The following is a 12,884-nucleotide window of genomic DNA, read 5'->3' on the forward strand; positions in this document are numbered from 1 at the left end:
GTTGACACCTCTGAAAAGGCCGTGATAGAACTCGAAAGCTCTTAATATCGCCGGACCGATGGGGGCGCGAATGGCCTTCTTTAAGGGACAGCGGCCGGAGTATATCAGGCTATTGGCCATGGCCAGCTCCATGGGAATTTCAATCGTTCTGGCCACGGTCATCGGTCTGGGCGTCGGGTATTACCTGGATAACCACGTATTTGGCACATCACCGTGGCTCACGCTGATTTTCCTTATATTGGGAATCATAGCGGGCTTCAGAAACATTTACATTATTGGAAAACGAGCACAGGAGAGAGAAAACAAACTCGACAAACGAAACTCGACAGGTACGGCGTCTAAAGATTAACAACGGTATTGTCTTGGCGCTGCTCGTTGCGGGATCCGGGCCGGTCGTGGGTACGCGCTTCTCTTTGAGCGTTCTCTGTGGAGGACTCCTGGCCATGGCGAACTTCCATGTACTGTATGGCACGCTGCGGAGAGCGTTCATCTCGACCGCATCGGCATCCGGCGCCTCCGTGGTCGTAGTGTTCAAATACTACATCCGATTGATTCTCACGGGAATCGCGATCTTCCTCCTGCTGAAGTTTGGAAACATTAACCCTGTGGGCTTGTTGTTGGGGCTTTCGACCGTAGTCATCAACTTGGTTCTGTTCGGATTTTTCGAGTTTTACAAGAATTACATCAAGGAGGCTTGAGCCAGATGGAACACCCGTTTCTGTTTTTATCGAAGCTCTTCGAGTTGATAGGGCTTGGCTCGTTTGCACACCACTACCCCCACGTTGTCTATTCCTGGTTCATCATGCTGTTCCTGATTGTTGTTGGAAAGCTCTGCGCCGGCGCAGTGAAAATGATCCCTTCGGGCGGCCAGAATTTTTTTGAAATGGTTATTTCAGGAATCGAAGATTTTCAGATTTCCATCATGGGTGAAGAAGGACGCCCGTTCTTTCCTTTGATTGCCACACTGGGTCTCTATATCTTGTGCTGCAACTGGATCGGTCTGATCCCGGGCATGTTGTCACCCACCGCAAACATCAACACGCCTCTCTCGTGCGCACTCGTGGTTTTTGTGGTCACTCATGCGGTGGGGCTTAAAGAGCACGGGCCCAAATACATCAAACACTTCACGGGTCCCATCTGGTGGATGGTTCCTCTCATGCTTCCCATCGAACTCATCGGACATCTCAGCCGCGTGCTTTCCCTGACCTTCCGTCTCTTCGGAAACATCATGGGCGAGGACTTGGTTTTGGCCATTCTGTTGTTTCTGGCCGGGAAGTTTCTGGCGCCGGTTCCCATGATGTTCCTGGCCATTTTCACCAGCTTCGTGCAGGCGTTTATTTTCTCGTTGCTGACCATGATGTACATTGCGGGTTCTCTGGAAGAGTCGCATTGATTGAATCTGAATCGTTGGCTGTGCCAGCCTTTGTGGAAGAAGGCGAAACATATAATATCTTAGGAGCTAGGAGGAAGAAATGAACAGGAGAACTTTCCGTCTGACCATGCTGAGTACGTTTTTTGTGTTGGGCATGGCGACATTGGCGTTCGCCGAAGTCGATCCCACGGTAGCAGCCTCGGGCATGAAGCTGTTCGCAGCCGTTGTTACGGCGGCCGGTTTTGGAATTGGTATTGCCGCTTTTGGAACGGGCATCGGCCAAGGTATCGCCATCAAGGGCGCGGTCGAGGGAACGGCCCGCAACCCGGAGGCTTCCGGTAAGATTACGGTGACCATGCTGATCGGTCTGGCCATGGTCGAGTCTCTGTGTATCTACGCGCTCGTCGTGGCCCTGATTCTGTTGTACGCCTATCCTATGGCGGCGCCGGTGGCCAAGATGATCGGCCTGCCCTTGTAAACTGGAAGAACTGCCCACGGGGTTGTTTCAGGGTAACAACCCCGTTTTTGCCCCACTCTATGTGTTTTCTTTCACAACACCGGCGGAGAATCTGAATGAAATACGCGAAAATACCTGGAGCCACGATCACGCGTCTCTCCATGTACTCTCGTGTACTCGAGCGTATCGCACAAGAGGACGTACGGATTGTCTCTTCAGAGCGGCTGGCCACGCTGTGTGAAGTGAATCCGGCCCAGATCAGGAAAGACTTGTCCTACTTCGGCGAATTCGGGGTCCGGGGAGTGGGTTATTACGTGAAAGAGCTGCTTTTCGAAATAAAACGCATTCTTGGGCTGAACCGGGAATGGAAAATGGGCATCGTCGGGGTAGGGAACCTCGGTCTTGCTCTGCTGTCCCACGAAAACTTCTCCAGACAGGGCTACATCTTTATGGCGGCGTTTGACAACGACCCCCAGAAGATTTCGAAAAAGCTGCCGAACGGCCTGGTCATTCACCATGTCAACGAGCTTTCACTGGTCGCCAAGGACACGGGCCTCGAGATCGGAGTGATCGCCACTCCCGCCAACTGGGCTCAGGATATTGCCAACCGCTTCATCAAAGCCAATGTGCCCGCCATCCTGAACTTTGCGCCTACCCAAATTCACGTTCCTGAAGGTTTCCAGGTGGAAAACGTCGACTTCACGGTCAAGCTCGACAACCTGGCCTATCATCTTTCTTCCAAGGGCTGATACGGTCCCTGGACACCGGCGGACGCCACCCGTTCCATCGGCGCTCTCCTGCCCGGAATTCCGTATAAAAAAGAAACAGTTCATTCCGGCGGCCGTATAAGAATTACGCGGTTCCCCAAGCGGCGGTTTACGTCAAGAGGTCGGACAAGCCCAAACTTGTCTTGTAATATCAGACTGTTTCCTCATATCTTGAGTTCGGTCATACTCCTGGCACAAACAATGCTTATATTTCATTATAAGAAGGTGTCATAAGACATGACATCATAAACCCAAACTCAGGGAGATGCGAAATGAAAAGAAGAATACAATGGGGAACCTTAGGATTGATCATGGGCTTCCTATCCATGTTAAGCGTACCGGTGTATGCGGGTTTCGGACACGGGCCCATTCACACGCGTGGTCCCATGTACGGTGACATCGCCGATTTCGAACTCGTGACCTTCAATGCGACGGTGGATTACGTTCAACCTCCTGTCATGGTAGTCACCGACGAGCAGACCGTACAGTGGACGATCTATGCGGGCAACGTGCTTTACTGGCAGGATCGGGGCTATGATATGGAAGTGGGTGACTCCATAACCGTCACCGGCGCCAGCCTCATGTACGGTACGGGCGTTGGTGGAGGAGGCGGAATGCACGGTGGAGGCGGATTCCCATCGGATGGAGCCTCATCCCACTTTGTGGTGTTTTCCATTGATGATCATACGACGGGCCAGAGTATGCAGTTCAGGAATCCGGATACGGGCGCTCCTATGTGGGGCCATTTCGGTCCGCAACAATAAGCCGTGTTTTCGGGGAAGAGGAATATCTTCCCCGAATCTTCCCCGACCAACGCCCTACGGCTCCCATGAGGGCAAACCCGGAGGAACAGCATGAACGCGAAGAAGTTGTATACTCCAAGAGACCCGGTGTGCGGGAGGGATGTCTTCGGAGTGTATCCAACGGCAATCTACGAGGGTAAAATGTACTTTTTCTGCAGTGAGGCCTGCGAAAAACGCTTTTCAACAGACCCCGAAAGTTTTGTAAGGAGAAAAGGCGTGTTTCGTCGCTTCATGGATCGTTTGGCGGAGAAAAACGCCGAAAATCCGCCGAAGTGCGGATGCGATTGTTGTCACTGATCCTGTTCTATGGTATCTTACAAAAGTGGCCCTCCCTCAGAGGGCTACTGACTGCTTTGAGGCGCCTTTAAATGGCGGATTCCTTCCCTATGGAGCGGCTCACAATTCTCCTCCACGGAATCCCTGAGGTTTCAGGTCTCTGAATATCGATTGAGCCGCACTGAATGAATTCTCCATCCCTCATCCCGGCGCCTCCCGGAAACCGTATGGGGTTTCCGACTCCACACAAAAGGCTTGAGAAATCGAGGCCTTGCTTCTTGTTGTAAGAATCGGCATTCAAGCTCGAAGATAAGCCGGCTTTCGGCCGGCGGTCTAATACCGGAACCGACGATGGGCATAGGCACCAAGAAAGGCGACACGGGTCGCACGGGCCTTCTGAGAGGAGAAAGGGTTCCCAAGTACCATTTGGCCATCGAGTTGGGAGGAATCCTCGACGAAGCCAACTCGTTGTTAGGCTTGGCGAGGGCCTCTTTTCCCGAGAAGAAAGTCAAGCGGATCCTGCTCCAAGTTCAGAAAGGAGTTTGAAGAGGCGCTGTCTCTTCCTCCGGGCTTTGTGGCGTTCGGTCAGGATGAGACGCCATCCCATATGGATGTCGCCAGAACGGGTATTCGAAAATTAGAGCGCGCTGTCGTAAAGATGAAAGACGAGGAGATGATTGAGAACTCCAATATTCTCAAATACCTCAATCGACTTTCTGATCTGCTGTTGCTACTTGCCGCCTTCGAAGAGAAGGACAGCGAGGAGAGGCGGAAAATCAAGGACACCTATTTTTCATCCCGATTGTTCGAGCCCGCTTTTCGTAAATTGTTTATAGTAGCAGGTTCCATCATTGGAGTATTAATAATTTCGATTATTCTCATTCTCCTTTTTCACAAGCCTGAACAGGAGCTTTCTCATTAGCAAATGATGGAACACATGCAACAAATGAATGATATTCAAGGACCAAGTCAAGATTGACTTTTGGGCGGTGAAGTCATGAGCAAGGGATCGAAAACAAAGGTCCTGTACACCTTCCTGGGAATGATTGGCGGCTTTGTACTTCTTCACCCTTACACGATGATGGTGTACGCGCTGATGCATGTCCGCCGAGGTGCAGCCGGTGTGCATCCGGAATGGGGCGGGATCACTCTTCGGAGCCTCGTGGCCCTCAAGTCCACGATGTTGCCCATGGCATCCGCGTTCGTGATCTTTGGTGGGTTGATCGGCCTGTTGGTCGCCCTCGTTTTTGAAAGGAAAAGGAAAATGCTTCTGCTGGAAGTCGAAAATAATAAGAACAAGATTGCCATCCAAACGCTCAAGGAGGTGACGGTTACGATAGCGCACCATCTTTTGAACGCCAACATGATTATCGGAGGGAAGGTCAGGCAATGCCGCAGGCTGACCTCCGATCAAGAGATCCTTAAGGTCCTCGCGGATATGGAGGAGCAGGGACGGAAGATCGATTCGACCATCAAGTCGTTGCGCGAAGTCACCGAAGTGAAGATCATGGATTACACCACGAGCGGTGCGGTGAAGATGATTGATATCGATGATGAGATTAAGGAGCGGATGGTTCAATCAGGGAAGCAGGTCGATTGACGATGTCCCGGCTTGTTTCTTCTTTGAGAGGACCGGGCCGTCACAATGTTTTTTATGTGCGACTTTGCAAAAGAGAAGATATGACACGGATGTCAAGTCCCGCGTGTTACCGGATTCTTCGTTCGGATGAGCCGCGGACTGTCACGAGGTCGGGAACATGACGAAGATACCGCCCGGAACCAAACGGATGTTGCTGGGCATACTTGTATTGGGGATAACCGGTCTCCATTACGGTACGGATATCGCATTGTCCCACCATCATATCTTCTATCGTGAACTGTACTATCTTCCTCTGGTCCTGGCGGCTTTCTGGTTCGGCGTACGAGGCGCCCTGATCACTTCGTCCATCATCGCTCTTCTGTATCTTCCGTTCATTTGGATGAGTTGGGAAGGCTTTTCCGTCCAAGATTTCCACGCGCTGATCGGAATAGCGCTTTACTATGTTATGGCTCTTCTCGTGGGCATACTGAGAGATCGAGAACAGGCCAAGCACAAGCGTCTCGTGGAAGCTGAGAGCCTGGCGGCCATCGGAAAGGCGCTTTCCAGCGTTGCTCACGATTTCAAGACCCCGCTCATTGCTATAGGAGGCTTTGCCAGGTGGGTCCAGAAAAGGATGAGAAACGATGACGCCTGCTACGACAAGCTCGATATCGTTATTGGAGAAGCCCGGCGACTGGAGAATATGGTGAATGAGATGCTGGACTTCTCGAGGCCTTTGCAGTTGAGTCGATCCACAACAGACCTATCGGATATTGTAAAAAAAATAGTAACCATATGTCTTGAAGCGGATGGCAAGCGAAGGGTGAAGATTGACATCGAATGTGCGAAAGATCTGCCCACCCTGTTCCTGGACCAAATGAGAATGGAGCAAGCACTGATTAATTTAATGTGGAACGCCGTACAAGTTACGCCCGAGGAGGAGACGGTGACCATAAAGACCTCCTCGAGCAGCGGCTACGTAAGGATAGAAGTTAGGGATTCCGGTTGTGGGATACCCCCTGATCTCCGAGAGAAAGTCTTCTCTCCTTTCTTCACAACCAAAAAGGATGGGACCGGATTAGGGCTTCCTATCGCCAAAAAGATCATCGAAGCTCACGGAGGAAGGCTGGAAATGAACGATAATCCGGGAAAAGGAACCGTGTTTACGGCTTCTTTGCCTATCCAGACTCCGCACGATAGAGCGTGTCGAGAAAATAGTAAGGACTCTGATTTGTGAGACGGAATGTTGGACGCCGATATTGAACTGGTCTTTCTGACACGGGTAGCATTGTCTTGGGGGGGATAATTACAAGTTAATAGGGCCATACGTCTTTGCCAACCTATTCCATGGGAGATCGTATATATGTCCAATAAGATCAAAAAGATATCTGTTATCTTCGTTCTCATAGTTATTGTTACCGTGCTTCACTATTCAACCTCTATGAAGAAAGCGCCATTGCATGTTATATACAGGGAATTGTATCTTATACCCATTCTATTAGGCGCAGTTTGGTACGGTATGAAGGGAGGCTTAATAACCTCAATTGCGTCATCCATGGTATATATTCCATGCGCTATGATGAGTTCTTCTGGGGCGCCGTCGTTCTTTATGGTAAGTAACATAGCTGAAATAGCGACATTTAATATCGTCGCATTGATCGTGGGTAGGTACTCGGACTTGAGGCGAAAGTTTATCTTGGGTGAAAAGCCGGAGAAGGGTACTCAGGAATATAAAGTCAATGAATTGAATGAGTTAGATGCTGGGCGAAACATATTGATATGCCTCGAACCATCGAACGACACATTGAAAGAGGTTGACTATGTGGCACGAATGCTTACCAAAAATGAACATACAAGGGCCACGTTATTGGGTATCTTTCGTGAGCCGAAAGCGGATTTATTTCCAAGTGAGAACGAGATGAACGCCTACAGAGCGGAGAAGGAAACAGCGTTGGAAGGGATATTGCTTAAGTCGGCGCAGATGTTGAAATCATCGGGCCTTGGCGAGGACCAGGTGATCAGCAAGACCGTACGGTTTCAGCACGGTCATGCGGCGGATCAGATCGTCAGAGAACAGGAAAAAGGCCGATACGACACCATTGTTGTCGCCGGCGCGAAGATGCCGAAGCAACAGGAATTCTTGTTCGGGAATCTGCCGGTAAAGGTGATTCGTTCTGTTGACTGTCCGGTAATTACCGTCTATTAGGCGCCGGATTGTTTCCTAACCCTTGAACGAGGACCCAAATCATGCGCAGGCACTTTCGAATCAGAGGGGTTATTGCGGTTTCCATATTCTTGGGATTATTCGGACTGAGTCTGGTTGCCTGTCAGCCGGACATAGTGAGAACGGTCGAAGAGACTCCTTCGGATCACCCCCACCGGTTGCCGGACACGAAAGTCGTTGGAGACCATCACGTGTCGTTTCTTGTGGACCACAGGCGAGGAGAAATCGAGATCTTCGTCACAGACGCCCAAGAAAGGCCGGTTCCGTTGGAAGAGCCTTTCCTCAGGGGTGTTATAGTGACTCCGGCCGGGGCATCGAGAGAGATCCGTCTCGAGCCGGCTCAATACAGGCGACGACGGCTCGTTGTAGGTCGAGCCTCGTTGAGGAGACCTGACGATCGCACCAATCCGCGCATCCGTTCCGAGTATGTACCCTATACGGCCGTTTTCTGTTACCAGGCCGAGTGGTTGATGAAGGAACATGACTATACAATACAAGTGGAGGTTCCCATCAACAACGTCATGCACAAGGCGAGCTTTGACTTCAGCGCCTCCGAGGAAGAAGACCCACATCATCGCCACTGAGAGAGCAGAGGCTTTGGCCCGACACCGTCCAAAAGGAAGGTGACTTGTGTTTATTCGGGGCATGGTCTTCGAAACCGTTTCTGTTTTTGGTCGTTCCGGCGTAAGAGGGTCTGCCGGAATTCGTGATCCCGTCCAAGCCCCGTAAAGCAGGGCGCAAACCGGAATCCAGCTCATTGTGGCACGCGTCTCCATGCCTCTGCCAAGAGTTCGGCAAGGTGGCGAGATCGGGGCGATGGTGAGAAGTTACATGGCTCCGGCTCGGCTTGACCTTGCCGGAAGGAATTGGGTGGAACCTGAATCCGTGAAGCGAGCACCATCAGTTTGTCGAAGATAAGTATGTAACCAGTTGATAATTGATGCAATTTAGGCAATAGTGTTCTCTGTTTTGAGTTCACCCAACAGGTGGAGGCTATGCAGAAAATCACCATCGAAAGATCCGAAAGTGAGTGTTACACCGCGCATTCGGGTTTGTCCTTGGCGGGACTTTTGGTCAACCACCACACCGAGTTGTGTCGGAAGTTGGATTTGGCCGTGCCCCGGACGCCGAGCGTGTCTCATTCGGATGTGATGAAGAGCTATCTGGGACTGCTTTGCGTCGGCAAGAGCGATTTCGAGGCCGTGGCCGGGATGCGCGGCGCAGCGACTGGTTCAGGGCGGCGCTGGGTATCCGGAAGGCGCCGTCGACAGAGACCTTGCGCCAGCGTTTTGACAAGAATGCGGGGGTGCTTACGGATATCGTCAACGCGAGCGTCATCGAGATGCTCCAAGGAGTGAAAGCGCCTGTGACGGCGGGAGCCATGGGACACGCGCCGCTGGATATCGACGTGTTTCCCATGGACAACTCGGATACCAAGAAAGACGGAGTGTCCCGAACGTACAAAGGCTTTGACGGGTACGCACCCATAGCGGCATACCTTGGCGAGGAGGGTTGGTGCATAGGCCTCGATCTGCGCTAAGGCGGCCAAAACAGCCAGAATGGGTTTGTTCCTTTTCTGGATAGGGTGGTTCAACGGGCGCGGCAGTTGACGGAAAAAACGCTTTTGGTGCGCCTCGACGCGGCCCACTGCGCGTTGGAGACCTTGGTGACGCTCCGGCAACACGGGAACGTCTCCTTTGTGATTAAGTGGAATCCCCGCAAGGAGGACCCGCCGGCCTGGCGTGACCGGCTGTTCGCCGAAGGCAAGGTGACCCAACCCAGGCCGGGCAAAAAGGTGGCCGTGATGACGGTGCATGAGACGCGTGAAGTCGAAGGGAAAGAGAAGCGATTCATGCGCGTGATGCGGGTGACCGAACGCACCATGGATCGGGACGGCCAAATGCTGCTGGCGCCGCAGGTTAGGCTGGAAGGATGGTGAACCACAACCTGGTTCTGCCCGAGGAACGGATCATCCGGTTGTACGGGGGGCATGGGACGAGCGAGCAGTTTCACAGCGAAATCAAGGCCGATCTCGATATGGAGCGGCTGCCGCCCGGCAAGTTCGCTACTAATGGCTTGGTGCTGACCTGTGCGGGCATGGTCCATAATATGGTGCGTATTATCGGTCAGTTCGGGCTTCTCGGCGACACCTCGCCGGTGTGCCACCCGGCCAAACGCCGCCGCATTCGTACGGTGATTCAGGAACTCATGACAGTCGCGGGCCGACTCATCCGGACAGGACGTGGCTTGATCTCGCGCCTCGGTCCCCACTGTCCGGCCTATGAAGCGTTTACGGATGTGCATATGCGGCTGCCTCCGGGATAACAAGGGTCCTGATTACCCGTTTTGAAACCGGATGTGAAGATTGAAAGGATAGTTATGTCCTGAACGCCCTAAAAATCGTTTTTTTGCCGTAACCGGCAGTTGAAAGCACAACAGGGGACTCAGTGCTTTATGGAGTTCCCATCGGACCTTGGCAAATATCCGAAAGAATGCTCCCAAAACTGTGCAAAGAACCGTTAACAAAATCAGTTCACTGATTCAGGGAGGTCGCTAAAAAAGCAACACGTTTCTTGATATTTGAGATGGGGGCCTTTTCTCATGGGTCACGACGGAAAGAAAATCGGCTCTTGCCGGGTGACATGTTCTTTATGGTGATTAATATTAACTATCAATAGTTTTGTGAGCGTTTGAAGAGCATTGGTGAGAATCCGGAATGGTGAGCGACGGGAAACTGTAACAAACGAGGTTAACCACGGACAAAGAAGGAGGTTGCGATGAAAAAGGCTGTTTTAGTATCCGCATTGGTGTTGTGTTCCATGTTGATGTCCTATCCGGCGTTCGCCGGCCAGTGGGAAGGAACGATTCAGGGGCTCATGTGCACCCTCGAGAAGAAGCCCTGCCCGGTAGGATTTGAGGACGCCTTGACAGCCATGGAACCGAACTTCGTCCTCGTGACGTCGGACGGAAGTTGGTACATGTTGCCGAATATGGATCGGGCGGTATTGGCTCGCCGTATCAACCAAGATGTCATGGTGGTGGGGGAGAAGAATCCGGAGTACAACTCGATTAAAGTGGACGAGCTGAAAGCGAAAGCCGACGGATCTTGGACAACCGTCTGGTCTACCGAGATGGAAAAGGAGCTCAGGAAGATGTTCAAGTGGGGTCTCGGTGGTTCTCCCGCCCATCCCAAATGAAATGTCCTCAAACCATCAGGTGCTTACTTTCGCAGCTGGTGTCGACCGGAAGCAGGCGGGAAACCGGGAACGGTTTCCCGCCTGACTTTTTGGGTGGCCGGTCGGCCTCGGGAATGAATGCGGAACCCCGGTGAGCATCGGGGTATCCGGAGAGATGATTGGTATATATGCGATGAGTGCTTATTGTGGCGAATAGTCTCCAACAACGTTTGATGTTTTTCGTGCTGATTCCGATTGCGTTTCTGCTGTTTCTGATAGGAAGCATCGGCTTTCTGTACGCGCGAAACACCATGCTTTCAGAATGGCGGGAAGCCGCCGTTTTGAAGCTTCAACGGGGCGCTCACCAGATGGATATGAGGTTGAGCCGGCCTCTGGAATGGATACGGATGTTCCAGCAGTCCGGCGAGCTGCTCCAGACATCGATTCAGGATTGGCTCATTTCCCGGCTGCAACAACTCGGGGGAGTGGAAAGCGCCCATATCGAATGGTTCCCTGAGTACGGGGGCGCAGGTGGTACTTCAGGGGATCACATGGGTGCGGGAACGGGCAAGGACATGAATACGGACATGAAGCCGTTTCAGGAGGGTGGAGTTGCCCGAATAACCCCGCCAAAATTGGATTCCACCACCGGTAAGAAAACGGTGACCATCGAGTCGAACTTACTGGATAGGGACAACCGGACCGTGGGTCAGCTTCAAGTGATCATCAGCTTCGAGTATCTGCTGGAGGGTGTGCTCTCTTCGAGTTGGACCGAAGGAGACAAGGCCTGCCTGGTCGACGAAAATGGCGCTTATCTGGCTCATACGGCCGCCATCGACGCGGGCCGGCGTCGTCTGGGCGGCGCCGGCGATTCCTTGGAATTAGCCATTTTGGAGGCCCTGAAAGACCGGCCGTTCGGGACGGTACTAGGCCGTGGACATCCTCCCGGCGAGGTGGCAGGGTTCTGCAGGCTGCAAAATGCCCCATGGACCATCGTCGTATTTGCTCCAGGGGATAAAATTCTTGGGCCCATCGTACGATTTCGTACCTATTTCTTCGGCTTCGGAATTATTTGTATCGGCATCGTGCTGATGCTCATAAGACTGACAACCGCGGGAACGGTCCGCTCGATCCAGGAGATCTCCGCTTCCGCAAAGCAGGTCGCCTCGGGAGACTACGGAAGAACGCTTTCCGTCAGAAGTCGAGACGAGGTGGGGCAACTGACCAGGAGCTTTAACACCATGATCGCGGAGTTGAGGCAAAAGGAACGGATTCGCAATATGTTCGGACGCTACGTGGACAAGGAGGTGGCCGAGGAACTGCTTCGGGGGCCGGAATCGACCCGGCTGGGAGGAGAAAAGCGCGAGGTGGTGATCCTGATGTCCGATTTGCGGGGGTTCACGCCACTGTGTGAGGCCATGAGTCCGGAAATTGTAATCGGGGTCCTGAATCGCTATTTTTCATATATTATCGGAATCATCCATCGATACAAAGGTATTATCATCGATTTTGTTGGGGATGCCGTCCTCGTCTTTTTCGACCCGATAACCTCGACCGTCGACGAGAAGGCCAAGGATGCGGTGCAATGCGGTCTTGAAATGCAGTCCGCCATGGAACGGGTCAACGACGAAAATCAGGGGCTCGGAATACCCCGGTTGAGCATGGGGATCGGGATCCACTCCGGCGAGGTGATCGTGGGAAACATAGGGTCCCAGTCCAGAGCCAAGTACGGCATTGTGGGCGCGCCCGTGAACCTCACGCAACGGATCCAGTCCGTTGCGGAAGGGGGGGAAGTGGTGGTCTCCGAATCGGTTCGCCGGCGAACCGGGGAAGCTTTCCGGGTTCTCCGTAGCTTCAAGACCCGGCTCAAAGGAGTGCACGATCAAGTAACCCTACACGTTGTCGATGGATCGGTAGAAGTGGGCCATTCACGAGACGGTGGGGAACATCCCGTTCAACATGATCACAGGCCTCCGGAGAGAGACGGACAAAAGAAATCCTCTGTCCTCGAAGGGGGGAAGGATCAAGAACGGTTTCAGCAGGCGGATCGAAGGGATCCTGTTCCTTCTCCCCGTCGAGGACAGGGAGAAGGAACAGGATGAGGGAGTATATACGGACGAACTCCGCAGATGGGTAACTTCTCGACGTGCTTCCAGCACAAGCCGCTTCAGTGTATCGCGGCTGACTCACTAAGATGCTTCCAACCTTCCGGTTCTTTGCTCGGACTACC

The 12,884-nt window shown here is 52.7% G+C and carries 15 protein-coding genes and 1 pseudogene; all 16 read left to right on the forward strand.

Annotation, left to right across the window (positions count from 1 at the left end):
* Nucleotides 1-70 precede the first annotated feature (70 nt).
* The 16 genes and pseudogenes from HY788_00095 to HY788_00170 all read left to right on the forward strand — a co-directional run bounded on the left by HY788_00095 (nt 71) and on the right by HY788_00170 (nt 12,756).
* The gene (locus HY788_00095) at nt 71-349 is read left to right on the forward strand and encodes an AtpZ/AtpI family protein (GenBank protein MBI4772574.1); all 279 of its coding nucleotides are present in this window, start codon (nt 71-73) and stop codon (nt 347-349) included.
* A 13-nt stretch (nt 350-362) separates the two neighbouring features.
* Entirely contained in the window at nt 363-698 is a 336-nt protein-coding gene (locus HY788_00100) for an ATP synthase subunit I (GenBank protein ID MBI4772575.1), read from the forward strand.
* A gap of 5 nt (nt 699-703) precedes the next feature.
* Nucleotides 704-1,393: a F0F1 ATP synthase subunit A gene (atpB, locus tag HY788_00105; GenBank protein ID MBI4772576.1), complete on the forward strand. Its 690-nt coding sequence runs from the start codon at nt 704-706 to the stop codon at nt 1,391-1,393.
* Between the two features lie 79 nt (nt 1,394-1,472).
* Entirely contained in the window at nt 1,473-1,850 is a 378-nt protein-coding gene (gene atpE / locus HY788_00110) for an ATP synthase F0 subunit C (protein MBI4772577.1), read from the forward strand.
* A 95-nt stretch (nt 1,851-1,945) separates the two neighbouring features.
* The gene (locus HY788_00115; GenBank protein ID MBI4772578.1) at nt 1,946-2,578 is read left to right on the forward strand and encodes a redox-sensing transcriptional repressor Rex; all 633 of its coding nucleotides are present in this window, start codon (nt 1,946-1,948) and stop codon (nt 2,576-2,578) included.
* A gap of 290 nt (nt 2,579-2,868) precedes the next feature.
* Nucleotides 2,869-3,360, forward strand: a complete 492-nt coding sequence (locus tag HY788_00120; GenBank protein MBI4772579.1) for a hypothetical protein — start codon at nt 2,869-2,871, stop codon at nt 3,358-3,360.
* A gap of 90 nt (nt 3,361-3,450) precedes the next feature.
* On the forward strand, nt 3,451-3,696 hold the full coding sequence (locus HY788_00125; protein MBI4772580.1) for a YHS domain-containing protein: 246 nt from the start codon (nt 3,451-3,453) through the stop codon (nt 3,694-3,696).
* Between the two features lie 330 nt (nt 3,697-4,026).
* Complete coding sequence (locus HY788_00130) at nt 4,027-4,221, forward strand: ATP:cob(I)alamin adenosyltransferase (protein MBI4772581.1); 195 nt, start codon at nt 4,027-4,029, stop codon at nt 4,219-4,221.
* Nucleotides 4,222-4,249: 28 nt separating this feature from the next.
* Nucleotides 4,250-4,597: a hypothetical protein gene (locus HY788_00135; GenBank protein MBI4772582.1), complete on the forward strand. Its 348-nt coding sequence runs from the start codon at nt 4,250-4,252 to the stop codon at nt 4,595-4,597.
* Between the two features lie 75 nt (nt 4,598-4,672).
* Nucleotides 4,673-5,275, forward strand: coding sequence for a hypothetical protein (locus HY788_00140; GenBank protein ID MBI4772583.1), 603 nt, complete (start codon nt 4,673-4,675; stop codon nt 5,273-5,275).
* A 157-nt stretch (nt 5,276-5,432) separates the two neighbouring features.
* Nucleotides 5,433-6,491: a hypothetical protein gene (locus tag HY788_00145; protein ID MBI4772584.1), complete on the forward strand. Its 1,059-nt coding sequence runs from the start codon at nt 5,433-5,435 to the stop codon at nt 6,489-6,491.
* 126 nt (nt 6,492-6,617) lie between these two features.
* Nucleotides 6,618-7,460, forward strand: coding sequence for a universal stress protein (locus HY788_00150; protein ID MBI4772585.1), 843 nt, complete (start codon nt 6,618-6,620; stop codon nt 7,458-7,460).
* Nucleotides 7,461-7,501: 41 nt separating this feature from the next.
* Entirely contained in the window at nt 7,502-8,062 is a 561-nt protein-coding gene (locus HY788_00155; protein MBI4772586.1) for a hypothetical protein, read from the forward strand.
* Nucleotides 8,063-8,473: 411 nt separating this feature from the next.
* Nucleotides 8,474-9,803, forward strand: a pseudogene (locus HY788_00160) (IS1380 family transposase).
* A 452-nt stretch (nt 9,804-10,255) separates the two neighbouring features.
* Entirely contained in the window at nt 10,256-10,675 is a 420-nt protein-coding gene (locus HY788_00165; GenBank protein ID MBI4772587.1) for a hypothetical protein, read from the forward strand.
* 185 nt (nt 10,676-10,860) lie between these two features.
* Nucleotides 10,861-12,756: a HAMP domain-containing protein gene (locus tag HY788_00170; protein ID MBI4772588.1), complete on the forward strand. Its 1,896-nt coding sequence runs from the start codon at nt 10,861-10,863 to the stop codon at nt 12,754-12,756.
* Nucleotides 12,757-12,884: the final 128 nt, after the last annotated feature.

This window comes from Deltaproteobacteria bacterium, assembly GCA_016208165.1.
Taxonomy (GTDB): domain Bacteria; phylum Desulfobacterota; class Desulfarculia; order JACQYL01; family JACQYL01; genus JACQYL01.